Raw genomic sequence first — 24,475 nt, forward strand, 5'->3', positions numbered from 1 at the left:
TTTTTAACTTAATCAATATTACCTTCTTCAAAGATGTAAGACAAAACTTTTAATGCTTGATTCATTGTTTCAACGGTCACATTCGCTTTGTTGGATAACTCTTTTAATGGATGGTGAAGAGATTCAGGTCGAATAAGTATTAAAGGCTTGTTAAGAGATACAGCAGTTGAGGCATCCATTGCCGTATTCCATTGTTTATATTTTTCTCCAAACTTTGCAATGACAATGTCTGATTTATTCATTAGAACAGTAGTTCTTAGATTGTTAATACTTGAGGCTACTTCATCTTTATAAATGTTTGTTGGTTGTTTCCCTAAAATGTCTTCCCCTATTGAATCTGATCGATCGTGATTTTCCATCGGACCGACGAATTTAACAGGTAACTGTAAGCTTTCTGCTTTTTGTTTTAATTCATCTCGCCAATTTGTATGGATTTCTCCTGCTAAATAAACGATTAATTCCATTTGGTAGCCCTCCTAAAATTGTTTTCTCTGTTAATCATACCAAAATGTAGTTGAAGCTGGGGGTGTGATCTGTCATTTTCAAAAAATAGGGGCGAAGACTTGTATGTTACCAATTTGTAAAAATTAGATAAGTTATGTTTTATCCAAAATAAGGATTAGAATTTTCCCTTGTCAATCTTTTTTATACAAGGTTATCATAATATAGGAGTCCTAGGCATAAAGGAGGAAGCAGCAGTGAAGTTTTTTAAAATCGCTTTCACTGTGACTTTGTCTACCATTCTTTTATTTGGTTGCTCTCTATCTCCTGAAGAAGTAGAGAAAGAAGCAACTAAAATAATTCAAGAAGCCTTTCAACAACCACCAGTTGACCCTAATGAGGATGTCGAACAGTTCTCTTTTTATTTGCCAGAATCATTCGAAATTGAGTCCCATTCAGGCAATAACTTAATTTTGAAAGAAGGCAGTGAGTCCTATATTTTGTTCTTAAATCCGAATGAAAAGAGAACGAGTACATTGCTTTACGATAAAGCTATCGACATTGCTACAGAACTAATTGTAGAAGAAACGAGTAAGTCAGAGGAACAGTTTATGTACACGATTGTAAATAAGCTAGACGAAAAGACTTACGAGGTAATTGCTGGAGTTGGTGGAGTTAAAATTACGACTCATGTTGAAAGTAACAAAGTCTCAGAAAGCGCAAAAAAAATGGTAGAAATAGTGCAATCTGTACAATACTAAAGATACCCGCGGTTTTACCGGGGGTTTTTTCTAATGATAGGAATGTGATCATGTGATGAGTGAGAAAGTAGAACAAGAACTGAAGCCGTTTCTTTAAGACTCTTTCTAAAAGATTGTTGTTTTTATTACGAATAAAATACTTGGTTCAAGGTCATTTTTACTTTAACGAATGAAGAAGACTTAATTCAAAGGATGTAGCGGAAAGGTTGAGACCAGATAGGTGCATGCAATGGAGCGACTGCTCAGTGTCGTTCCCTTTGAAACGAGACAGGCTAGCTTGCAGAAAGCAAGTGTCTGGTGCGACATATTATTAATTCATGTTAAAAATGGCTGCAAAAGAAAAAATTACGAAAACAGCCTTCGTTTTAGAACCATTCACATATTCCGTTAAATTCGTGTATCCATTACAATTCTTTTGAATCAAACTTTTTCGTTTACCTGAAAGGAGCATCTATGAGATGAAGGACTTTTTAAAGAAAAAAGGGGTTTCTCTATCGCCAAAAGTATATTTTATTGATGCTTTAAGTTATATGGCGCTAGGTTTATTTGCTTCACTAATTATTGGCTTAATTATAAAAACCATCGGGCAACAAGTCGAATTTTTATCCCCTCTCATTGAGATGGGAACACTTGCGATGGGGTTAATGGGACCGGCAATTGGTGCGGCGATTGCATACGGATTACAAGCACCACCTCTCGTTCTTTTTTCAGCTATTATATGTGGAGCAGCGGGAGCAACGTTAGGAGGGCCAGCAGGAAGTTATGTTGCTGCATTGCTCGCGACGGAAGTCGGAAAACTAGTTAGTAAAGAAACAAAAGTAGATATTATCGTGACACCTTTTGTTACAATTAGTGTTGGATATATCGTTGCGAATTTTGTGGGACCATACATAGCAAGCTTTATGACTGGATTCGGTGATGTAGTCATGTGGGCGACTGAACAACGACCGTTATTAATGGGAGTATTAGTTGCCATTTTAATGGGACTAGCTTTAACAGCACCTATTTCTAGTGCGGCGATTGCACTTATGTTAGACTTACATGGGGTAGCCGCAGGAGCCGCTACAATTGGTTGTAGTGCACAAATGATTGGATTTGCCGTGAGTAGTTACCGAGAAAATGGATTTGGAGGACTCATCGCACAGGGTCTTGGGACATCTATGCTCCAAGTACCTAATATCGTTCGTAATCCTTTTGTATTAATACCACCGACAGTTGCAGGGGCATTGCTGGCTCCTTTTGGTACAATGGTATTTGATATGACGAATGTAGCAGCTGGGGCTGGAATGGGAACGAGTGGTCTCGTTGGACAAATTATGACTTTTACTAGCATGGGCTTTTCGATGAATACATTTTGGGCTGTATTAGGATTACATTTTATTGGCCCTGCTGTTATTAGTTTGGTATTATCCGAATGGATGAGGAAAAAAGGATATATCCAATTCGGTGACATGAAAATTCATACTGGAGAGTGAAGAAAAATGGAAAAACTTCAATCAATGGAACAGTTTGATCAATTAAAAAATGAGGAAAAAGTTATTTTTATGTTCTCTGCAGACTGGTGCCCAGATTGCCGTGTTATTGAGCCAATTCTGCCAGAGCTTCAAAGTGAAAACGATGCTTATACGTTTTATTATGTAGATCGAGATGAATTCATCGACTTATGTGCTTCACTTGATGTATTTGGCATCCCGAGCTTTGTCGCATTCCATAAAGGGGAAGAAATTGGACGTTTCGTAAGTAAAGATCGTAAAACAAAAGAACAAATTCAACAATTCATAGACTCGTTAAGTGCGTAATCTGTTGAAATAGTACAAAAGAAGAAAGGAGGGAAAGATGGTGAAAATGACATCACAAAAAATGGTCCAAATCATTAAAGACCGCTTTGAAAAAGAAGCCTTTTCATACGATTTTAATCGAAAAAAAGATACACTCCGTATCGTTGATGAACAACTTCAAAAAGGTGTTACCATTTCATTACCTGGGTTCATTGCAAAATATGAAGAGAAAAAAGAAGAAGCATTAGAAGAATTTTTTTACTACATAAAAGAATCCTTTACGGCGATGAAGAGCACTGACCCTCTAAAAGGGAAGGAACGAAATATCTTACCGGTTATTCGTTCTACTTCGTTTCCGACAGAATCAAATGACGGCATCCCACTTATTCACGATGACCATACCGCTGAAACTCGAATTTTCTATGCGCTTGATTTAGGCAACTCCTATCGTCTTATCGATGAGAACTTGATGGAGAAGGAAAATTGGACGAAGCAACATTTAAAAGAAATGGCTTTATTTAATTTACGAGCTTTAGACACAGTCGTAAAAAAAGATCAAGTAGCTGGAAATGATTTTTATTTTGTTCGTTCGAACGATGGATATGACGCAAGTAGGATATTAAATGATTCGTTGTTGGAAGAGTATGCAAAAAAAGTGGAGGGGGATATGGTTGTTGCTGTTCCACATCAAGATGTCTTAATTATTTGTGACATTAAGAATGAGACGGGCTATGATATTTTAGCCCAATTGACGATGAGCTTTTTCACGAGTGGACGAGTACCTATTACAGCTCTATCTTTTATTTATGAAAAAGGTGAATTAGACCCGATATTTATCATGGCAAAAAACCGAAAAAAGGAAGATTAGAAAGGATTGGAAGAAATGAATATTTTCTATAATGTTGAAGGAATTGGGGACACATTACTTATTCAATTAAAGGATATTAGTCGTGAAGTGAAAAGTTTTGAAAAAAATGGGGATGTTGTTCGTATTTTTCATTCGGAAACAAATGAAACTGCTGGATTTAACATTTTTAACGCTTCTTCCTACTACGCATTTGAAGGAAAGGGAACAGTAGAACTTACTGAAGCGTTAGTAGATGAAATAAATAAGATCTTGAAAAAGAACGGAATCGAAGAGCAAATCGAAGCGGATTTATCTCCGAAATTTGTTGTAGGCCACGTAGTAGAGAAAGAAAAACACCCTAATGCAGACAAACTAAGTATCTGTAAAGTGGACGTAGGAGAAGAAGTTCTTCAAATTGTTTGTGGAGCACCAAATGTAGAAGCGGGACAAAAAGTGGTTGTTGCAAAAGTAGGTGCGGTTATGCCAAGTGGATTAGTAATCAAAGACGCGCAATTAAGAGGTGTACAATCGAGTGGTATGATCTGTTCGGCAAAAGAATTGGATTTACCGAATGCACCGCAAGAAAAAGGAATCTTAGTATTGGAAGATGACCGTCAAGTTGGACAACCATTCTTTCAATAAGGTAGAGGCCACTAGCATTTGCTAGTGGCTTTTTTGTTGTTACAGAAAGTTTAAGTTCAATAAAGTGTTAAAGTATTCTCTTTACCGTTTTTTTGGTGTCTAGCTCCGAGCGCCATCAGCTCGGGTCGCTTCGGCCCTGCTGTGGCGACGGAAGCCCCCTCGCAGGTCCTCCAGCGTCCTTCGCCTAAGGACTTGCGCTTTGCGCTTTTCTTTATTAAGGTCTGGTCTTGATAAGGTGTAAAACTTTAAGCGAAAGGCGATGACTCCAGTGGAACTGCACGAGCCGAAGCCCCCCCTCATGCGAGCTTGCGCGTTGAGGAGGAGATGATAAAATGAATCTTTCTAAAAGTGGCCACGATTCTGTGCAAGTTCGGAAAACGTCCATCTTTTGCATTTAAAGGTATAACGAAAAACAACAATCTATTAGAAAAGAGCCTTTTTAGAAGATTGTTGTTTTTCGTACGAATAAATATATTGTTCACGGTCATTATTACTTTGTGTAATGGAGTGGACATTAGTATGAGAAAGGGACAGAGGTGGATAATAATGCTTCTTTTTCTTTAAAAATCCTTTATTATTGATACAATGGAAGAGAAGAAACACATCAAGTTGAAAGAGTGATAAGATGAGTTGGTTTACAAAGCTGTTTAAGTGGATGATTGGTGAAGAAAAAGAAGAAATTAATAGTGCAAATCATGAAAAAGAAGAATCATATGTACAACTAAAAAAAGATGAGATTCCCCCCCCATCCTTTAAACAGGATGTATCAGCAAAAGTAACGTATACATATCCGAAAGGGAACTTTCGGTTTCCAATAATACCAGATGAGGAACAAGCTCGTTCTGTAAAACGCGTGCAGCGGGAAACAAATGTTACTCATGAAGACAACTATATTCATTCTACACGGAAGGTTTCAAAGAAAAGTGCAAATACTTCTCCCTCAACTTCAACGAATCGAAGTGGGTTTCGTCCAACCGAGATCCCCTCTCCAATATATGGATTTGGACCGCGGGATGAAAAGGAAGGAATGCGAAACGATATTATCCATGAAGAGACTCATTCGTCAGCTTCTTTTTCTTTTGGACAAGAGTGGAATGAAAAACAAGAGATATCACCATTAGAAAAGATTGAAGACGATGAGTTAATTGCTATAAATGAACATGCTGTAGCTGCTGATAAGGTTTTAGAGAAAGAAGTTGAGGAAACATGGGAAGTAGACTCTAATGCTGGATTATTTCAGAGAACGAAGGCGGAGTCGATCAATAAGAATACAGACGAAATAACTTCCATTGAATTCGATGAAGATTCTGCGGAAGAATTTAGTCAATTAGAAGAAAATGTAGAAATGATTTTTGAAGAAGAGAGTGTTTCCAATGAGCCTTACGTAGAAGATGAAATAGAAGAAAAGCATATAGAGGAAGATCCAGAGTTACTTGAAGAAGAGGATTCTCGTCATGAAGAGATTGCCTCTACGACTATTAAAATCGAAGATGGAGTTCAAAAACAAGAACAGGAAAGAAACGATTCGGAAAAAGCTGCAAATAATGAACGAAAGGCTGTTCCTTACAACGTGTTAATGTTTGGTCGAGATAAGCGAAAACTGCAACAACGAGAAGGAGCGAAAGGTTATCAATATCCTTCTCTATCACTACTTGCGATGCCTCCTGCTGAATCGATTGATAATGAAGAATGGGTAAGAGAGCAAGCAGAGTTACTAGATGTAACGCTCCATAATTTTAATGTTCGAGCAAAGGTCGTAAATGTTACACAAGGTCCTGCTGTTACACGATTAGAAGTTCAGCCGGAACCAGGGGTGAAAGTAAGTAAGATTACGAACTTAACGGATGATATTAAATTGAGTTTGTCTGCTCGTGATATTCGTATCGAAGCACCGATTCCAGGGAAAAATACGATTGGAATTGAAGTGCCGAATCCGAAAAGTAAAATGGTCTTACTCCGTGAAATTTTACGTTCTCCTCAATTTGTTAACAGCACCTCACCGTTGACAGTTGCGTTAGGTCTAGATATATCTGGTGCACCGATTGTTACTGACTTAAAGAAAATGCCACACGGTTTAATCGCAGGAGCTACCGGATCTGGGAAAAGTGTGTGCATTAATACGATGCTTGTTAGCCTTTTATATAAAGCGACACCGCAAGAAGTAAAGCTCTTATTAATCGACCCGAAAATGGTAGAACTTGCACCATACAATCACATTCCTCACTTAGTAAGCCCTGTTATTACAGACGTAAAGGCTGCCACACAATCGTTAAAATGGGCTGTGGAAGAAATGGAAAGAAGATATGAGCTGTTTGCGCATGCCGGTGTTCGTGATATCTCTCGTTACAATGAACAGGTCGTGAAATATCAGCAAGGTGAAAAGCTACCTTACATCGTCGTAGTTATTGATGAATTGGCCGATTTAATGATGGTCGCACCTGGAGATGTTGAAGAAGCGATTTGTCGAATTGCTCAGAAAGCTCGAGCGTGTGGAATTCACCTGTTAATTGCGACACAACGACCTTCTGTTGATGTCATTACAGGATTAATTAAAGCAAATGTTCCAACTCGAATTGCGTTCTCCGTTTCATCTCAAGTGGACTCAAGAACAATTATTGATACGTCAGGAGCGGAACGTTTACTCGGAAAAGGAGATATGCTCTTTTTAGAAAATGGATCTTCAAAAGCTGTTCGAATACAAGGAAACTTCGTATCAGATGAAGAGATTGAGCGCGTTGTAGAACATGCACGGAATCAAGGGAAGCCACAGTACCTTTTCTCTCAACAAGAATTGCTAAAAAAAGTAGATAACTTAGCGGAAGAAGATGAATTATTTCATGAAGCATGTGAATTTGTTGTAGAGCAAGGAGGCGCTTCAACGTCGAGCTTACAAAGACGTTTTCGTATTGGTTACAACCGTGCAGCAAGATTAATGGATTTAATGGAAGAACAAGGGATTATCTCTGAATCTAAAGGAAGTAAACCGCGGGATGTGCTTGTAACAGAGGATGAATTGCACATGTTAAAAGAAAGTAGTATTGATTAGTTCGAATATGGTAAGATGAGCATAAATGCGTCTAGATCTTAAAGAAAAGGGAGCAAACATCGAATGAAAGAAATTGAATTAAAAATGCAGGGGAAAATTAAACGTTTAACGAATCAAACGTTTAAATTTGATGAGCGGATTAAAGATGGCTGGTTTTCAGCAGTTTATTTTTTAAAAACAAAAGAAATCGTGAAAGACTTTAAGCCTGATAATTGGGTGACGATGCAATTCTTCCAGAAAGATCATGCTGTACTTTGTGGTACAGACGAAGTGATTGCATTAGTTAAGACTTTTGCTGATAATCCAGATGAGTTAGAAATCTATTCGCTAAAAGATGGGGATAAAATTAGCCCTTTTGAAACGGTTCTTACTATAACAGGTCCATACCAAAGTTTCGGTTATTTAGAAGGTGTCATTGATGGAATATTAGCCCGCAGGACATCTGTAGCCACTAATGTATATAATGTGGTGAAAGCAGCAGGGTTATCAGGGAAGCAGAAGCCGGTTATCTTCATGGGAGATCGCGATGATCATTATACGCAACAAGCTGGAGATGGATATGCAGCTTACATTGGAGGTTCCACTGCTCAAGCGACTCATGCGATGAATGAGTGGTGGGGAAAACAAGGAATGGGTACGATGCCGCATGCTCTCATTCAACTATTTGATGGCGATGTTGTAGAGGCAGCGAAGGCGTATTATCAAAAATTTCCGGACGATGACCTTATTGTTTTGGTGGACTATAATAATGATTGTATTACGGATGCGCTTCGAGTGGCGCGAGAGTTTGGTGATCAATTAAAAGGCGTTCGAGTTGATACATCAAGAACTATGATTGATCAGTACTTTGTTCGAAATCCTGACGTGCTAGGTACGTTTGACCCACGAGGTGTTAATGCCCCATTAATTTTTGCTTTACGTGAAGCGTTAGATAACGAAGGATTTGAACATGTGAAGATTGTCGTGAGCGGTGGATTTAACGAACAACGTATTAAAGAATTTGAAGAGCAAAAAGTACCTGTTGACATTTACGGTGTCGGAAGTAGCTTGTTAAAGATTCATATCGGATTTACCGGTGATAGCGTGTTGTTAAATGGGAAGCCTCAAGCGAAAGCGGGCCGACGTTATCGTCCGAATCCTCGTCTTGAAAAAGTAGATTAATCTTGAAATAAGTCGAAAGCCGGATAGGAATAGTAATAAAAAACAGGTAAACTGACGACGGAATAGTTATTTGATAAGATGAAGATATAGGATTGTGGAGATATGGGAAAACTGTATGAAAATACACGGTTTTCCCATTCCTTATGTTCGAACCCTTCAGACTGAATAGTCATATCTTCCCTTTAATGCTATAATGATGTAGCATGTATGTTTGCCTGCCTATTATGGCGGGGTATTTTATAAAAGACTGTTTTTATATACATTGTTGATTTTTGGTCATGAAATGATGAATAATTTAAAGCAAAAGGCGGCGACTCCGGTGAGAATAGCCCAAGCCGAAGACCCGTAGAAGATCTTGTGGGTTGAGGAGGCTACTAGAAAAGTGGAGGCGACTGTCCAGCGGCGTACCGAATGGGAGGCTCTCCTGCACAGAGATAAAGAAGATACTTCGAGGAAAACGAGCAGATATCGACTTATCTAAAGTTCGCTAGACAATACGAGCCGAAACGAGATAGAGCGTGCCCACAGTAAGCACCTGCCTTCTGCATCTAATGCTAAAAACAACAATTATTAAGAAATCATCCTATAAAAAAGTTTGATTCGTGAAAGTAAAAGGATTCTGTTACAAAACTAGTAGTCCGTCATATACTGTCATAACAGATAGACGATTGTTGGAGGTTCTTATATGACTGTTTATCATTTTGTAGGTATAAAAGGAACAGGTATGAGCCCGCTTGCGCAAATTCTTCATGATATGAAGTTTAAAGTACAAGGTTCAGATATAGAAAAGGAATTATTTACTCAAAAAGCGTTGGAAGAACGCAATATACCGATTTACTCATTTTCCAAAGACAATATTTCCGCTGGTCTTACAGTCATTGCAGGAAATGCATTTTCGGATACACATGAGGAAATTAAGGCTGCACAAGAGCAAGGAGTACCAGTGTACCGCTATCACCACTTTTTAGGGGAGTTCGTTAGTCGCTTTACGAGCATTGCTGTAACGGGAGCTCACGGTAAGACGTCTACAACGGGGTTACTTGCCCATGTAATCCAAGGAGCTGAGCCGACATCTTATTTAATTGGAGATGGATCTGGTAAAGGGGTAGAGAATAGTAAGTATTTCGTTTTTGAAGCGTGTGAGTATCGCCGTCACTTCCTTTCTTACCACCCAGACTATGCCATTATGACAAATATTGATTTTGATCATCCTGATTATTATCGGGATATTGATGATGTATTTGAAGCTTTTCAACAAATGGCTTTACAAGTTAAAAAAGGAATTATCGCATGTGGTGACGATGAGTATTTGCAGCAAATCCAAGCAAAAGTTCCGGTAGTTTATTACGGATTAAGCGATCATAACGATTTCCAAGCACGGAATATTGAAAAACACACAACTGGAACGAAATTTGACGTCTTTGTTCGAAATACGTTTTACGGTACATTTGAAATTCCGGCATTTGGGACACATAGCTTACTCAATTCATTAGCTGTTATTGCGATGTGTCACTATGAAAATGTGGATATTTCAATTATTCAAGACAGATTGAAAACGTTTAAGGGCGTAAAACGCCGCTTTAATGAAAAAGTGATGAATGGGCAAGTTTTAATTGATGATTACGCTCATCATCCAACGGAGATTAAAGCAACAATTGAAGCTGCTCGTCAAAAATATCCAAACCGTGAAATTGTTGCCGTATTTCAACCTCATACGTTTACAAGAACTCAATCATTCTTAGATGAGTTCGCTGATAGTTTAAAATTGGCTGATCGTGTTTATTTATGTGATATTTTTGGTTCCGCTAGAGAAAAAGCAGGGAATTTATCCATCAATGATTTAAAAGAACGAATTGAACAATCAGCATTAATTGAAGAAGAAAATACGTCGGTATTAAAGCAGCATAAAGCAGGTGTACTGGTTTTCATGGGAGCTGGTGATATTCAAAAATATCAGCGCGCCTATGAACAGTTACTCTTAGAAAGTGAATCGGCATCTTAATGTGAGAAAGGGGTACCCATTAATAGGAGGTACCCCTTTTCATTCATGTGGAAAATTGTAAGCTATTTTAAGTTTTCAGGATTCAAAGGTTCGAGTTCTGGAATCACAAATCGGCCGTCTTTTCGAATTAGCACATCGTCAAAGTAAATTTCTCCACCTCCATATTCTGGGCGTTGAATCATGACCATATCCCAATGAATATTGGAGTGGTTTTCATTATAGGCGTCATCGTAGCATTGTCCTGGAGTAAAGTGGAAGCTGCCGTCGATCTTCTCATCAAACAAGATATCTTGCATCGGATGCTGAATGTATGGATTCACACCAATCGCAAATTCACCGATGTACCGAGCCCCTTCATCTGTATCAAAGATTTTAGTAATCCGTTCTGTATCATTCGCCGTTGCGTTAACAATTTTTCCGTTTTCAAATGTTAACTGTACGTTCTCAAACGTAAATCCTTGATATGGAGAAGGTGTATTATAAGAAATGGTTCCGTTAACCGATGTTTTTACCGGAGCCGTATATACTTCACCATCTGGAATATTCATTTGACCGGAACATTTAATCGCTGGAATGTCTTTAATGGAGAAAGTTAAATCTGTTCCAGGTCCCGTAATCCGAACTTTATCTGTTTTATTCATTAATTCTACAAGAGCATCCATTGCTTTATCCATTTTTCCGTAATCTAATGTACAAACATCAAAATAGAAATCTTCAAAAGCTTCTGTACTCATTTTTGCTAACTGAGCCATTGAAGCATTTGGATAACGTAAAACGACCCAGCGTGTTTTAGGAACACGGATATCACGGTGAACTTTCTGACCGATTGTTTTTCCGTGAATTTTCATTTTGTCATCTGGAATATCAGCAAATTCATTAATATTATCACCAGATCGAAGACCAATGTATGCGTCCATTTCATTCATAATACTCGATTCAAATTGAGCCATCATTTCAAATTGTTCTTCTTGTGCTCCTAATAAAAGTGCGCGATCTACTTGATGGTCCTTTAATGAAACGAATGGATATCCCCCTGCTTTGTAAGCTTCTTTTACAAGTGCGGTGACAAGCTCACGTTGTAAGCCGAAGTTTTCAATTAAAACCTTTTCTCCTTTTTTTAAGCGGATGGAATAATTAATTAGCACGTCTGCAAGTTTTTCAATTCTTGGATCCTTCAAAATAAATCCTCCTATGCTATGTATTTATACAAGCCTATTGTACCGCTTTCTTTTGAAAATTAAAACAAATCTATCCCCTCTGCTAAAAACGCTTACATCTTTAGTGGATCATTAACATTTTTTTATTTTTGCAAAGGATAATGGTTTGAACTCGTCGAATTAAAAAGTATAATGATAATGTTTTACAATGAATCAATAAGGGAATAGGGTAAGTAATCAGTCTTCAGGAGGTGTTACAGTTGGAAATCTTGTTATATATAAGCGCACTTATTGCTTCGGTCGCTTTTATGGTATTAGTGATTTTTTTAGCGAAGACGCTCATTTCCCTTTCCAGAACATTGAACAATGTAGCAAGCACACTTGAAAGCTTGGAGAAACAAGTAGAAGGGATTACGAGAGAAACGACAGAGCTTCTACATAAAACAAATGGACTTGCAGATGACGTTCAAAAGAAGTCTGAAAAATTAAATACCGTCGTCGATGCGGTACAAGGAATCGGACATTCTTTACAACAATTCAATCAGTCAGTACAAAAGGTTTCTGCAACGGTTTCAACTCAAGTTGAAAATAACGATCAGAAATTTTCTCAAGTTATCCAATTAGGACATACGTTTATTGACATTTGGGAAAGATTAAAGCAGCGCAAAAAAGAGCGAGAAACCTCTAAAGTGTCAGATTGAAATGATAGCATTCAAAATGATATCAACTAAACCATCAGATTGACCCACCTTATGTTTTAGCACATGACCAGATGGTTTTATTTATAACTTTTTAAGGAGGGGTTTTTAATGTCGAAAGATGGAATTAATAGCAAGGATTTTCTTATTGGTACCCTTATTGGAGGAATTATTGGAGCGACAACAGCATTATTTTTAGCTCCAAAATCTGGGCGAGAACTTCGTGAAGATATTAATCAACAAGCGCATGTTGTAAAGGATAAAACGTCCAAATTAACGAATGATGCTTACGAAAAAGGAACACAATTTATTAGTATTGCAAAAGAAAAAACCACAAATGCATCTCAAGTAATTACAGATCAATCTTCGCAGCTACTAAATAAGGTAAAAGAACTTCGACCAAATGTAGCCGAAGAAGAACAGGATTTTGTGGAAGAAGCTACAGAAGAACCGGCATCGGAAAACGAAGAAGAAGTTACGACAAGCGAAGTAGAAGAGCCGATTAAAACATACAACTAGTGAAAAGAGCCTACCAGCATAAATTTTGCTGGTAGGTTTCTTTTGTATTAAAATGGGTACATAATGAATTGAAATGAGGTGGAGGTCATGCAAAAGGTTCAATTGCATACCATTGAAGATTTTCAGCAAATTTTACAGAAAGAGCAAACGTTCCTTTTCTTTAAAAACAGTACGACATGCCCGATTAGTTCAAAAGCTTTTTCGGAATATGATTCATTTCTTCAGAAAAATTCGAGCATCCCGGCGTATTATTTACATGTCCAACATTCAAGAGAGCTATCAAATTATATTGCAGAAGTGTTTCAAATTAAACATGAGTCACCTCAGGTGTTCCTAATAAGTAATCAAGAAGTAGTGTGGCATACTTCTCATTGGCATATTACGGAAAAGGCTCTTGCCGAAAACGTAGTCAAATAACGCACTTCTCCATGTTTTTTGCATAAAATACTTTATTACTTAAAAGCGTTTAAATATTAAAGAATTTTTTCGTGACAATCTATGGAATATCGTTTATAATAAACCCTAATTAAAAATAATTAATATTTCGATAATATTGTAGAGGATTGGAAGGGTGAGACATATGAGTAATGCTGAGCTAGAGAAATTAAGAGTGAGAGTAGATGAGATTAACTTACAAATTTTGAAGTTAATTAATGAGAGAGGAAAGCTTGTTCAAGAAATTGGGAAAGCGAAAGAAACACAAGGTGTCCATCGTTATGATCCTGTTCGTGAGCGAAACATGCTAGACCTAATTAAAGAACATAATGATGGTCCTTTTGAGGATTCGACTTTGCAGCACATCTTTAAAGAAATTTTTAAAGCAGCTCTTGAACTACAAGAAGACGATCATCGTAAAGCTTTATTAGTTTCAAGAAAGAAAAAGCCTGAAGATACAATAGTATCCATTAAAGGTGAAAAAGTTGGGGACGGAAGTCAGTCCTTCATTGTTGGACCGTGTGCGGTTGAAAGCTATGAACAAGTAGCTGCGGTAGCAGAAGCAGCTAAAAAACAAGGAATTCGCTTGCTTCGAGGTGGGGCATTTAAGCCTAGAACATCCCCGTACGATTTCCAAGGACTAGGTCTTGAAGGCTTAAAAATTTTGAAACAAGTAGCAGATGAATACGATATGGCGGTTATTAGTGAAATCGTCAACCCAGCAGATATAGAAACGGCACTAGACTACATTGATGTTATTCAAATCGGTGCACGAAATATGCAAAACTTTGAACTTCTGAAAGCTGCGGGTTCTGTTCGTAAGCCGGTATTATTAAAACGTGGATTAGCTGCGACATTATCTGAATTCATGAATGCTGCTGAATACATTATCTCTCGTGGGAATGATCAAATTATTCTTTGTGAACGTGGAATTAGAACTTACGAGAAAGCAACGAGAAACACATTAGATATTTCTGCTGTTCCAATTTTAAAACAAGAAACTCACCTTCCTGTATTTGTGGATGTTACACATTCAACAGGCCGTCGAGATTTATTATTACCTACAGCTAAAGCAGCTTTAGCGATTGGTGCAGACGGTGTCATGGCTGAGGTGCATCCAGATCCTGCGGTCGCATTATCAGATTCTGCACAGCAAATGGATATCGATCAATTCAACCACTTTATTGAAGAATTAAAACCTTTAGCAAAGGTCAAATCATAACCGAAAAAAGAGCCGATACGGCTCTTTTTTATTGTTACAGAAAGTTTAAGTTCAATAAAGTGTTAACGTATTCTCTTTACAGTTTTTTTGTGTCTAGCTCCAAGCGCCATCAGCTCGGGTCGCTTCGGCCCTGCTGTGGCGACGGAAGCCTCCTCGCAGGTCCTCCAGCGCCCTTCGCCTTAGGACTTGCGCTTTGCGCTTTTTTATTAGGATTCTATTAAGGTTTATAGCAAATGGCGCTACTTGGGTTTCTTATTTAAGCACTTTTCTAGAAGATGATTGATTTTACTATCAATAAAATCCATCGTTTAGGTCCATTTTTACTCTATAGAATGAGGTAACTTTTCGAGACCAAAGAAGCCTAGGTCGAGGAGGGGGTACTTCCTTCCCTTGGAAAGCAAGAGTCAGAAGTCGTCATGTTTAAAGTAGTAGGTAAAGTAACAATGAATACGAAAGTAGTCGTTATTAAAAAAATTTTTATAGACTATGAAAGCGTTTGAATCTCAAGAAACAGTAGATAAAAGATTCGATTCATCTTATAATTGAAATTTGAAATGTTTTACGCAACTATTTCTCGTTTTATGAACAATTCCGAACAATTTAGGGAATGATATGTTAAAACATTGTTAAGTAGATTGAAGTTATGAAGGTTGTATCGTATGATATTGTTGATATAGTGAAATACATCACAAACAAATGAAAAGCAATTGATATTGATATAGAGAGAAAATAAAGGAGATGTTGATGGTGAACGTGACGATTTATGATGTAGCACGTGAAGCGAACGTTTCAATGGCAACCGTATCACGTGTTGTAAATGGCAATCCGAATGTAAAACCAACTACTCGAAAGAAAGTATTAGAGGCAATTGAACGTTTAGGGTATCGTCCAAATGCTGTTGCGAGAGGACTAGCAAGTAAAAAAACGACTACTGTTGGCGTAGTAATCCCTGATGTATCAAGCACGTTTTATTCTGAACTTGCTCGTGGAATTGAAGACATTGCAACGATGTATAAATACAATATTATTTTAAGCAACTCTGATCAAAATAAAGACAAGGAACTTCATTTATTAAACACAATGCTTGGCAAACAAGTTGATGGAATTGTATTCATGAGCGGACATATTACGGAGGAACATGCGGAAGAATTTAAGCGTTCTCCAGTTCCAATTGTATTAGCTGCTTCTTTTGACCAAGAAAATGAAATCCCTTCAGTTAACATCAATTATGAACAAGCTGCATATGATGCAGTCAAACTTCTAGTTGAGAAAGGGCATAAGCATATTGCTTATGTTTCAGGTCCAATGGAAGAACCAGTGAATGGCGTGCGTAAGATTGCTGGATATCGTCGAGCTCTTGAAGAGCATGGTCTTTCGTTTGATGAGAATCTCGTAATTGAAGGCGACTATTCCTATGACTCAGGAATTGAGGCATTTGAAAAGCTTATGGAAATGAGCGAGCGTCCGACAGCTATTTTCGTTGGAACAGACGAAATGGCGCTTGGAGTTATTCATAGTGCTCAAGACAATGGTTTTTCGATTCCGGAAGATTTTGAAGTAATCGGATTTGACAATACACGTTTAGCAACAATGGTACGACCTCGTCTAACGACAGTTGTTCAACCGACTTATGATATTGGGGCAGTTGCTATGCGTTTACTTACAAAGCTGATGGATAAAGAAACAGTTGAACAGCACACGGTTGAGTTACCACACCGAATTGAAATTCGTCAATCTACGAAGTAAGTAGAATGCGTAGAATCCATACATTTATAGTGAAAGAACAAGACTCCAGTGAGACTCGTAAACTTGGCAAGACCTTACAGTCCGCCGGATGACTGGCAAGAAAACTTGAAGAAATGTGGAGGCGACTGTCTAGTGTCGTTCGAACGGAAATCTGCCGCACAGAGAATAAGAAGAATCGACAGTTCGCTAAAGTCTAGGAGCCGAAATTAGACAGGTTTGCCCGCGCAAAGCGTATTCCTGGAGATGTTCAACATTTAAAATACGCTTATTGACAGTCTAAAAGGAACGCAATGAATGCGTTCCTTTGTTTTGTTTTGGATATAATACTTACGAACTTTCCGTCGCTTGATTATGATTATTGAAAGGTCGATTTTCCCGTATGATGTGGAGAGCTTTCTGTAACGTCATGTCATTTTTTTCTTCAATTTCCTTTTTGCGAGGTATAGGTTCATATAAAGGGATAGGATCTTCCCAATTAGGAATTAGTTTGACAGGAGACTTAGGTTGCCATTTCTCAAGCCACTGTTGAGGAAGCGAGCCTTTTGGTATATGTTGTTTCATCGTAAGCCAAATATGGGCCCATGCTCGGGGGACGACACGCCAAATATCATAACCTCCTCCACCAACAGCAATCCATCTGCCCTCACAATATGTATGGGCAATTTCATGTGCAATCTTTGGAATTTCCTCGTAAATTTTTATTGTTGAACAAAGATGAGTAAGCGGATCTAAGAAGTGAGCGTCTGCGCCATTTTGTGTAATAATGACGTCTGGTTGGAAAAATTCAGCAATTTCTTGGAGAGATTTTCGATAAATGTTAAGGAAGGATTCATCTTCAGTAAATGCATCAATTGGGATATTGAAGGAATATCCATAACCTTTGCCATGTCCTCGCTCCGTCACGTTACCTGTTCCAGGAAATAGGTATCGTCCTGTTTCATGGATGGATAAGGTACATACAGTAGGGTCATCGTAAAAAGCCCATTGAACACCATCTCCGTGGTGAGCGTCGGTATCAACGTATAATACGCGAGCATCGTATTTTTTTTGAATATACTTGATAGCTACAGCACTATCGTTATAAATACAAAATCCAGAGGCTTTTCCTTTAAAACCGTGATGGAGTCCACCTCCTAAATTTAAGGCATGAAGGGCCTTATTGGACATAACATAATCAACAGCAGTTAAAGTTCCTCCAACTAGAAGGGAGCTTGCCTCATGCATGTTCGGAAAAATGGGTGTATCTTCAGTCCCAAGGCCGAAATTATAAGCCTCCTCTTCGGACAATTTTCCTTCACTTGCTCGCTTCACAGCATCAATATATTTTCGATCGTGAATAAGAGCAAGTTCATCGTCAGTAGCTAACCGAGGAAAGACAATTTCCTCATCACTTAGGATATTCATTGATTTTAATAAATCATATGTCAATTCAACACGTAATTGATTAAACGGGTGCTCTTGATGGAATTTATAAGATTGAAAAGAAGGAGAATAAATAAAAACCTGTTCCTTCATTTACGATTCTCCAATTGATGAGGCCACAATATTTCATAACCTCTATTTTTAATCGTTTCGACCACGTTCATAGGATTCATCGTTTGCACCCGAAAAACGAGAATTTTATAGTGGTCATCTAAATCTGGGTAAACAAATACACTTGAAATATTGACATGCTTTTCATGAAATAGGGCAGAAACTTCAGAAAGCATTCCTGAACGATTCGGCACTCTCACTTCTATTCGAGAGCTAGGTTGATCTGCTCCTGTAAGTTGAACATATGTGTAAAGTACGTCAGCTTCTGTTACTATTCCAACAAGTTTTTGCCCTCTCATGACTGGCAAGCAGCTAATGCGATGTTCAAAAAAGATTGAAGCAGCATCTTCTACAAAATCTAGGGGGTGAACGGTAATGACGTCAGTCGTCATAATATCTTTGATCGGCTTTTTGAAAAGGGAGTGTTCTTTTTGTTCCAGAACGAGAGTTGAAGGACTCGCTTCTCGCAAATCTCGATCGGAAACAATCCCTATTAATTCATTATTGTTAGATATGATGGGTATATGACGGATGCCATGATGTCTCATCGTTTTAATGGCCGTAGCAATTGTGTCCTTATGAGTTAAAGTAACAACTTCTTTTTTCATGATTTTTTCAATGATCATGAGAATCCCCTCTTTTTATAAGTATGTCCTTATGAAATAACTGAAAAATTTCTCCCATTTTTTCTAATATACTTTTTCTATAATTTAAAAACAGTACTTTCTCGTTCTGACTTTCACTTTCATACCTAGTACATAAAACGATTCATAAAGCGCAGTTGATCAAAGCGTTGAATCGAATCTTGGTCTACACGAGTCCCGATTCGGGCCATTAAACAATTTGCTGGATGAGAGCTTATTTCTGGGTCATCCGTTGCATACCATTTAAGTCCCCCTGCATTCATCATTTTTTCCATTACTTTTCGGTATTCCCAAACATTTAGTCCAGTTCCCTTCAAGTCCCAATGCCAATAATATTCTGTCGTAATAATAATATAATCTTCCATCGCATCATCCATCATGGATACTTTTAAAAGGTTTTTGCCAATTTGACTGCCTCTAAACTGTGGAATGACTTCAATGGCTCCTAATTCAATTAAATTTTCCATCTTACCTTCTGACCATCTTTCGAGTGGATCAGGGTACAAATAAGTAACATATCCAATGATTGTATGTTGGTGCCGAGCAATAATTATCCTTCCTTCTTCAAGTCTAGCAATCTCCACTAGCGCTTTATGTTGGTCTTTAGCAGGACGAAAGGAGGTTAATTGCTCATGGAATTCAAAACCTGACAGTTTGTCGGGCGAGATAGGACCTTCTATAATGACAGCTCCTAAAGGTGTTTTTATTTCTTTCGCGTTGTAAGTTTTAATGTGTTTCATTCTATCACCGCCTAAATGCTATTCACTCTCTTCTATTATACTAGAATTACAAAATAGTAAAGCGTTTACAATTAAATTTATTTATATTTTTGAAAAATTGAGAAAAGAATAAAAATATACTATAATAAAACTGGAAAGATTAAACTTTTGTACATAAGGGGGAGTTATGGGATGAAAGTGGAAGCGCTGTCAGCTGTTAAAGGGAACTTTAATCTCGCAAACTATGAAGAGACGTATCATCAATTCAATTGGAAAGATGCTGAAGAGCATTTTTCATGGTACGAAACGGGTAAGGTAAATGCTGCGTATGAAGCAATTGATCGGCATGCAGAAGGCCCAAGAAAAAACAAAGTTGCTTTATATTATCGTGATCAAAACCGTGAAGAAAAATACACTTTTAGAGAAATGAAAGAGCTCTCCAACAAAGCAGGAAATGTTTTAAGACAATTTGCAGATGTTCAAAAGGGAGATCGCGTCTTCGTGTTTATGCCGAGAACCCCAGAGTTGTATTTTGTTGCGCTCGGAGCAATTAAATTAGGGGCTATTGTAGGTCCTTTATTTGAAGCGTTTATGGAAGGGGCAGTTAAAGATCGTTTAGAAGATAGCGAAGCAAAAGTCATTGTCACAACTCCTGAGCTATTGAACCGCGTTCCAGTTGAAGAACTACCTCAGTTAAAGTATGTCGTCCTCATCGGTGAAAACATTCCAGAAGGTCCTTACATCAACTTCCTTGAGAAAGTAAAAGATGCGAATAAAGAATTGGAAATTGAATGGGTTAATCGAAATGATGGGTTATTGCTCCATTATACATCGGGATCCACTGGGAAACCGAAAGGCGTCTTGCATGTTCATAACGCAATGATACAACATTATAAAACGGGAGAATGGGTGCTCGATTTAAAGGAAGATGACGTATACTGGTGTACGGCAGATCCTGGATGGGTAACCGGAACTGTTTACGGAATTCTTTCCCCTTGGCTTCATGGAGCGTCCAATGTCATTGTTGGTGGGAGATTCAGTCCTGAATATTGGTATGAAACGATAGAGAAATATGGTGTAACCGTTTGGTATAGTGCCCCTACTGCTTTTCGTATGCTGATGGGAGCTGGAGACGAACTTGTAAAGCAATTCGATTTAACATCTTTACGTCATATTTTAAGTGTAGGAGAGCCACTCAACCCAGAAGTTGTTCGCTGGGGAGTAAAAGTATTTGATAATCGAATTCACGACACATGGTGGATGACGGAAACAGGAGGTCAGCTCATTTGTAACTATCCGAGCATGGAAATTAAACCAGGTTCAATGGGAAAACCAATTCCAGGCGTAGTGGCGGCGATTGTTGATAATCAAGGAAATGAGCTTCCGCCATATCGAATGGGGAATTTAGCAATTAAAAAAGGTTGGCCAAGTATGATGCATGCGATATGGAACAATCAAGAGAAATACGAATCATACTTTATGAGTGGAGATTGGTATGTATCAGGTGATTCTGCCTATATGGATGAGGACGGTTATTTTTGGTTCCAAGGCCGTGTAGACGATGTGATTATGACATCTGGTGAACGTGTAGGACCATTTGAAGTGGAAAGCAAATTAGTCGAACACCCTGCGATTGCAGAAGCTGGTGTTATTGGGAAGCCTGACCCAGTCCGTGGAGAGATTATTAAAGCATTCGTGGCATTACGAGACGGTTATGAAGCATCTGAAGAGTTAAAAGAGGAAATTCGTTTATTTGTGAAAAAAGGCTTGGCTGCTCACGCGGCTCCACGTGAAATTGAGTTCCGTGAAAAGCTACCGAAAACAAGAAGTGGAAAAATCATGCGTCGTGTGTTAAAAGCATGGGAGTTAAACTTACCAACTGGTGATTTATCGACGATGGAAGATTAATGATCTGAGAATCACTGCACTAAAAAAACCCGTAGTTTATAAACTACGGGTTTTCATTTTCTTCAGTTGAAGTATTTTGATTTTGGTTGTTGGAAGAAGAGTTTTCATTTTCGTTTGAAGAATTGTCTCCACCTGGTTCTTTAGGTGACTCTTCTTTCGGCTTATCTTCTTTTGGTTCTTCCTTTTCTTCTTTCGGTTTTTCTTCCAAATAGTTACCAACTTTGATGATGTTAGATGGTGCTGACTCTTTACCAGCGACATCTACTGCAACGACATAATAAGCGGCAGGAGAATTTCCAATTGCAAGGGATAATGATTGATTTGCAGGAACACTTCCTGCTTTTTTGAAATCTTTTGAGTAATTTGCCGCCTTATAAATACGGTAGCCAATGACATCACTGTCTTTATTAGCAGACCATGTTAACTTGCCGCCATTAACTTTGACCCCTGATACGGTTGTAGGGTTAGCACCATTATCGGATAATTGGTTATCCGTTGCTAAAACTAAATTTTTCAGCTTTTCATTATCACCAATTAAAGATTTGAGTTGTGAGATGGTGATTCCTAATGATTTTAACGCATCGGGCTTCAACATTGGCCCCTCTTGTACAAACTCACTTGGTGCAGATGAAGGAACTTGATACGCTTCATCGTTAACATAGACGAACTTGCCATAAGTTAAATTATCGTCTGTTTTCCTTGGCACGTATTTGACATTGAAGATATCGGTCGCAACTAAGCCAGCTTCTTGACAAAGTTTAGATGGTAAGTCACCTGATATTGTACAGTAAGAGCGAGTAACGATTCCCCCTGGTGACGTGAATGATTTACTTGGATCTACGAGATCTGGCCGAACTTCATAAGCAGCGTTCATAAGCTTTGCCCATAATAAAATATTACGGTTACCATAGCTTAAGCCTTTATAATGAGTTTGTAAAGGTTTAGGAGTATCGTAACCTATCCACGTTCCAAAAGATACATTTGGATTCGTCGCCACAAACCATGCATCTTTATAGTCTTGACCTGTTCCTGTTTTACCTGCCCAGTCAGAACGGAAGGTTAAGTAACTATTTAATGCAGCAGCTGTTCCGCTTCGAATGACATCTCGCATCATGTCAAGCGTTAAATAGGCTGTTTGTGGAGAGAATACTTGTCGTTTTTCTGGTTTATGCTCATAGACCGTTTCGCCATCTTTAGTTTCAATTTTTTCAATTAAATAAGCATCGACAAACTCACCGTAATTAGCAAATGTTGCATACGCATTAACATTTTCTTCAACCGTGACCCCATAGGTCATTCCGCCGAGTGCAAGAGATAATGCGCCATAATCATTCTCATGGATAGACGTGAATCCCATTTGCTTTAAGTAGGAAATAGGGTCTCGAGACATGATTGATGAGTATGTTTTAACAGCTGGGATGTTGTAAGAATATTTTAATGCTTCTCTTACTGTCGTCAGACCGTGATAGCTTCCTCCGTAGTTTTTCGGCTGATAACTTCCGTAACTTACTGGAACGTCAGCGATGACGGTTCCAGGTTGGACAACACCAAGCTCCATTGCTGGTGCATAGGCCAAAAGTGGCTTCATTGTCGATCCGTTTGGTCTTGGCGCTTTTGTCGCATGGTTTGTTTGCTCTCGACTATGGTCCCGTCCACCGACGAAACTAATAATTTTTCCAGTGCTGTTTTCGATCAAAACGGCACCGACTTCAACCGGCTCCATAACCGTTTCGACTTGACCGGTTTCTGGATTTAGTTTTTTTTCAGGCTTATCAGAACCGTAATATTGGTATTCCTTTGCGATTTTTTGGAACCGGTCATAAATTTCTTTATCTATGGTTGTATGCACAACAAACCCATCATAACGCAGGCTGTTATCCGCTTTATAATAGTAGGTTGAGTAGAGCTGATCATCTTTTGCTAAATCCTCTTTTGTATACCCATCTTTTTCGGCGAGTATTTCCATTAAAATATTACGTGATCGTTCTTCTACCTCAAAAATTAAGTACGGATAGCTTTCGATAATCGATGGTTTGCTTTCCGTTAAATTCGCCCGTAAGTCGAAAGCTAATGCTTCTTGATATTCCTGTTCGGTAATAAACCCTTTTTCATGCATTCGACTTAAAACCGTATACATACGATTTAACCCAGGTTCAAGGCTTTCTTTTACCTCACCCTTATTTGTAAAAGGTGTATAACCGAACGGGCTTTGTGGCAATCCGGCAATAAATGCTGCTTGTGGAATGGTTAAGTCTTTGGCATCCACACCGAAAATGCCTTTTGCAGCTGCTTGTACCCCAGCGATATTACGTCCTGAACTATTTCGACCAAAAGTCGCTACATTTAAATACGCTTCCAAAATTTCTTCTTTTGAGAAGAATTTTTCTAAACGCATTGCTAATAAAATTTCTTTCGCTTTCCGATCGAATGATACTTCATTTGTTAAGATTTGATTTTTAATTAATTGCTGCGTAAGGGTACTTCCACCTGTTCGAATTGGTGAGTTAGTGAATTCTTGGAAAATAGCGCGCATTATTGCTTTTGGTACGACTCCGTCATGTTCATAAAAGAATTCGTCTTCCGTAGCAATAAGGGCATTGATGACATGTTCGGAAACATTTTCAAGCTCAATTTCTTCACGTTCAATATCGGCTCTTAGCTTCCCTAGGTATACATTATTTGCGAAGTATACTTCTGTCGTTTCCGAGTAGTCATAAATTTGCTTTTCCATTTGATCATATGAGCGAATCGGTTCGTCTTTAACGAGTGAAGCGAAATATCCTGCGCCTACTCCTCCAGCAAACGCTAGTCCTATAAGACCGAGTATAAGAAATAGTAAAAATAAATTCCAAGTAACTCCGTATGCAATTCGGACCTTTTGGATATGTTTATCATAAAAACGAACGACGCTGTTTTTCCAATCATTTCGTTTACTCATAGCATCATCCCCCTAAATCCCATATATTATAGCATATTTCAACAATTTTTTTATACCCCCTCATTCCAAAGGGGAATTTCTGTAAAATATAAGAATAGGGTATGTGTAAACAGTCGGTCATTAAATTCAAGTTGACATTTGTATGAAATTCATGTTTAATAAGCATTATTAAAGTAGAATATTAAGCGATGAGTGGAATGAGTAGTGTCCCTTCCCTGGTTAAGAGAGCTGATGGTTGGTGCGAGTCAGTGCATAAGGTGTACATGAATTACGTCCAT

Annotated in this window: 20 protein-coding genes and 1 other annotated feature (1 of these 21 only partly in view); of the genes, 14 read left to right on the forward strand and 6 right to left on the reverse strand. The window is 38.3% G+C overall.

Going from position 1 to position 24,475, the window contains the following annotated elements; genetic code table 11:
• Positions 1-8 precede the first annotated feature (8 nt).
• A complete protein-coding gene (locus ML543_RS04735) occupies positions 9-464 on the reverse strand; it encodes a YtoQ family protein (protein WP_243386014.1) in 456 nt (151 codons plus the stop codon).
• 234 nt (positions 465-698) lie between these two features.
• Here ML543_RS04735 and ML543_RS04740 point away from each other — a divergent pair, with 234 nt between their 5' ends.
• The 8 genes from ML543_RS04740 (at position 699) to murC (ending at position 10,678) form a co-directional block, all read left to right on the forward strand.
• A complete protein-coding gene (locus ML543_RS04740) occupies positions 699-1,202 on the forward strand; it encodes a hypothetical protein (protein ID WP_243386015.1) in 504 nt (167 codons plus the stop codon).
• 458 nt (positions 1,203-1,660) lie between these two features.
• Positions 1,661-2,677 carry a PTS sugar transporter subunit IIC gene (locus ML543_RS04745; RefSeq protein WP_243386016.1) on the forward strand — a complete coding sequence of 339 codons (1,017 nt, stop codon included), beginning with the start codon at positions 1,661-1,663 and terminating at the stop codon, positions 2,675-2,677.
• Positions 2,678-2,683: 6 nt separating this feature from the next.
• A complete protein-coding gene (locus ML543_RS04750; protein WP_243386017.1) occupies positions 2,684-3,001 on the forward strand; it encodes a thioredoxin family protein in 318 nt (105 codons plus the stop codon).
• Positions 3,002-3,041: 40 nt separating this feature from the next.
• Positions 3,042-3,848, forward strand: coding sequence for a DUF1444 domain-containing protein (locus ML543_RS04755; RefSeq protein WP_243386515.1), 807 nt, complete (start codon positions 3,042-3,044; stop codon positions 3,846-3,848).
• 15 nt (positions 3,849-3,863) lie between these two features.
• Positions 3,864-4,469: a YtpR family tRNA-binding protein gene (gene ytpR / locus ML543_RS04760; RefSeq protein ID WP_243386018.1), complete on the forward strand. Its 606-nt coding sequence runs from the start codon at positions 3,864-3,866 to the stop codon at positions 4,467-4,469.
• A 625-nt stretch (positions 4,470-5,094) separates the two neighbouring features.
• Positions 5,095-7,515, forward strand: coding sequence for a DNA translocase FtsK (locus ML543_RS04765; protein ID WP_243386019.1), 2,421 nt, complete (start codon positions 5,095-5,097; stop codon positions 7,513-7,515).
• A gap of 63 nt (positions 7,516-7,578) precedes the next feature.
• Positions 7,579-8,676: a nicotinate phosphoribosyltransferase gene (locus ML543_RS04770; RefSeq protein ID WP_243386020.1), complete on the forward strand. Its 1,098-nt coding sequence runs from the start codon at positions 7,579-7,581 to the stop codon at positions 8,674-8,676.
• A 685-nt stretch (positions 8,677-9,361) separates the two neighbouring features.
• Positions 9,362-10,678: a UDP-N-acetylmuramate--L-alanine ligase gene (gene murC, locus ML543_RS04775; protein WP_243386021.1), complete on the forward strand. Its 1,317-nt coding sequence runs from the start codon at positions 9,362-9,364 to the stop codon at positions 10,676-10,678.
• 62 nt (positions 10,679-10,740) lie between these two features.
• On the opposite strand, the gene ML543_RS04780 is transcribed toward murC, so the two are convergent.
• The gene (locus tag ML543_RS04780; RefSeq protein WP_243386022.1) at positions 10,741-11,856 is read right to left on the reverse strand and encodes an aminopeptidase; all 1,116 of its coding nucleotides are present in this window, start codon (positions 11,854-11,856) and stop codon (positions 10,741-10,743) included.
• Positions 11,857-12,095: 239 nt separating this feature from the next.
• Here ML543_RS04780 and ML543_RS04785 point away from each other — a divergent pair, with 239 nt between their 5' ends.
• From ML543_RS04785 to ccpA, 5 genes are all read left to right on the forward strand, one after another.
• The gene (locus ML543_RS04785; RefSeq protein WP_243386023.1) at positions 12,096-12,536 is read left to right on the forward strand and encodes a DUF948 domain-containing protein; all 441 of its coding nucleotides are present in this window, start codon (positions 12,096-12,098) and stop codon (positions 12,534-12,536) included.
• Positions 12,537-12,644: 108 nt separating this feature from the next.
• Complete coding sequence (locus ML543_RS04790) at positions 12,645-13,052, forward strand: YtxH domain-containing protein (protein ID WP_243386024.1); 408 nt, start codon at positions 12,645-12,647, stop codon at positions 13,050-13,052.
• Positions 13,053-13,139: 87 nt separating this feature from the next.
• Entirely contained in the window at positions 13,140-13,469 is a 330-nt protein-coding gene (ytxJ, locus tag ML543_RS04795) for a bacillithiol system redox-active protein YtxJ (protein WP_243386025.1), read from the forward strand.
• Positions 13,470-13,632: 163 nt separating this feature from the next.
• Entirely contained in the window at positions 13,633-14,709 is a 1,077-nt protein-coding gene (locus ML543_RS04800; RefSeq protein WP_243386026.1) for a bifunctional 3-deoxy-7-phosphoheptulonate synthase/chorismate mutase, read from the forward strand.
• 744 nt (positions 14,710-15,453) lie between these two features.
• Positions 15,454-16,455 (forward strand): catabolite control protein A, encoded by a 1,002-nt coding sequence (gene ccpA / locus ML543_RS04805; RefSeq protein ID WP_243386027.1) that lies wholly within the window; start codon positions 15,454-15,456, stop codon positions 16,453-16,455.
• Between the two features lie 327 nt (positions 16,456-16,782).
• Here ccpA and ML543_RS04810 read toward each other — a convergent pair whose 3' ends face one another.
• The 3 genes from ML543_RS04810 to ML543_RS04820 all read right to left on the reverse strand — a co-directional run bounded on the left by ML543_RS04810 (position 16,783) and on the right by ML543_RS04820 (position 19,372).
• On the reverse strand, positions 16,783-17,970 hold the full coding sequence (locus ML543_RS04810) for an acetoin utilization protein AcuC (protein ID WP_243386028.1): 1,188 nt from the start codon (positions 17,968-17,970) through the stop codon (positions 16,783-16,785).
• Positions 17,967-18,614: an acetoin utilization AcuB family protein gene (locus tag ML543_RS04815; protein ID WP_243386029.1), complete on the reverse strand. Its 648-nt coding sequence runs from the start codon at positions 18,612-18,614 to the stop codon at positions 17,967-17,969. Before ML543_RS04815 ends, ML543_RS04810 begins: the two co-directional genes overlap by 4 nt.
• A gap of 125 nt (positions 18,615-18,739) precedes the next feature.
• Entirely contained in the window at positions 18,740-19,372 is a 633-nt protein-coding gene (locus ML543_RS04820) for a GNAT family N-acetyltransferase (RefSeq protein ID WP_243386030.1), read from the reverse strand.
• A 171-nt stretch (positions 19,373-19,543) separates the two neighbouring features.
• Between ML543_RS04820 and acsA the strand changes: the two genes are divergently transcribed.
• Entirely contained in the window at positions 19,544-21,259 is a 1,716-nt protein-coding gene (gene acsA, locus ML543_RS04825) for an acetate--CoA ligase (protein ID WP_243386031.1), read from the forward strand.
• A 43-nt stretch (positions 21,260-21,302) separates the two neighbouring features.
• Here acsA and ML543_RS04830 read toward each other — a convergent pair whose 3' ends face one another.
• Positions 21,303-24,197 (reverse strand): transglycosylase domain-containing protein, encoded by a 2,895-nt coding sequence (locus ML543_RS04830; RefSeq protein ID WP_243386032.1) that lies wholly within the window; start codon positions 24,195-24,197, stop codon positions 21,303-21,305.
• 179 nt (positions 24,198-24,376) lie between these two features.
• Positions 24,377-24,475 (forward strand) — a binding site (T-box leader) (it continues 126 nt past the right edge of the window).

The organism is Bacillus kexueae (genome assembly GCF_022809095.1).
Taxonomy (GTDB): Bacteria; Bacillota; Bacilli; order Bacillales; family Aeribacillaceae; genus Bacillus_BZ; species Bacillus_BZ kexueae.

Coding starts and splice junctions, on each gene's coding strand:
- ML543_RS04745 (WP_243386016.1), top strand. CDS start 1,661: ATGAAGGACTTTTTAAAGAAAAAAGGGGTTTCTCTATCGCCAAAAGTA.
- ML543_RS04765 (WP_243386019.1), top strand. CDS start 5,095: ATGAGTTGGTTTACAAAGCTGTTTAAGTGGATGATTGGTGAAGAAAAA.
- ML543_RS04770 (WP_243386020.1), top strand. CDS start 7,579: ATGAAAGAAATTGAATTAAAAATGCAGGGGAAAATTAAACGTTTAACG.
- ccpA (WP_243386027.1), top strand. CDS start 15,454: ATGGTGAACGTGACGATTTATGATGTAGCACGTGAAGCGAACGTTTCA.
- ML543_RS04820 (WP_243386030.1), bottom strand. CDS start 19,372: ATGAAACACATTAAAACTTACAACGCGAAAGAAATAAAAACACCTTTA.
- ytpR (WP_243386018.1), top strand. CDS start 3,864: ATGAATATTTTCTATAATGTTGAAGGAATTGGGGACACATTACTTATT.
- ML543_RS04815 (WP_243386029.1), bottom strand. CDS start 18,614: ATGATCATTGAAAAAATCATGAAAAAAGAAGTTGTTACTTTAACTCAT.
- ML543_RS04735 (WP_243386014.1), bottom strand. CDS start 464: ATGGAATTAATCGTTTATTTAGCAGGAGAAATCCATACAAATTGGCGA.
- ytxJ (WP_243386025.1), top strand. CDS start 13,140: ATGCAAAAGGTTCAATTGCATACCATTGAAGATTTTCAGCAAATTTTA.
- ML543_RS04750 (WP_243386017.1), top strand. CDS start 2,684: ATGGAAAAACTTCAATCAATGGAACAGTTTGATCAATTAAAAAATGAG.
- murC (WP_243386021.1), top strand. CDS start 9,362: ATGACTGTTTATCATTTTGTAGGTATAAAAGGAACAGGTATGAGCCCG.
- acsA (WP_243386031.1), top strand. CDS start 19,544: ATGAAAGTGGAAGCGCTGTCAGCTGTTAAAGGGAACTTTAATCTCGCA.
- ML543_RS04800 (WP_243386026.1), top strand. CDS start 13,633: ATGAGTAATGCTGAGCTAGAGAAATTAAGAGTGAGAGTAGATGAGATT.
- ML543_RS04830 (WP_243386032.1), bottom strand. CDS start 24,197: ATGAGTAAACGAAATGATTGGAAAAACAGCGTCGTTCGTTTTTATGAT.
- ML543_RS04810 (WP_243386028.1), bottom strand. CDS start 17,970: ATGAAGGAACAGGTTTTTATTTATTCTCCTTCTTTTCAATCTTATAAA.
- ML543_RS04790 (WP_243386024.1), top strand. CDS start 12,645: ATGTCGAAAGATGGAATTAATAGCAAGGATTTTCTTATTGGTACCCTT.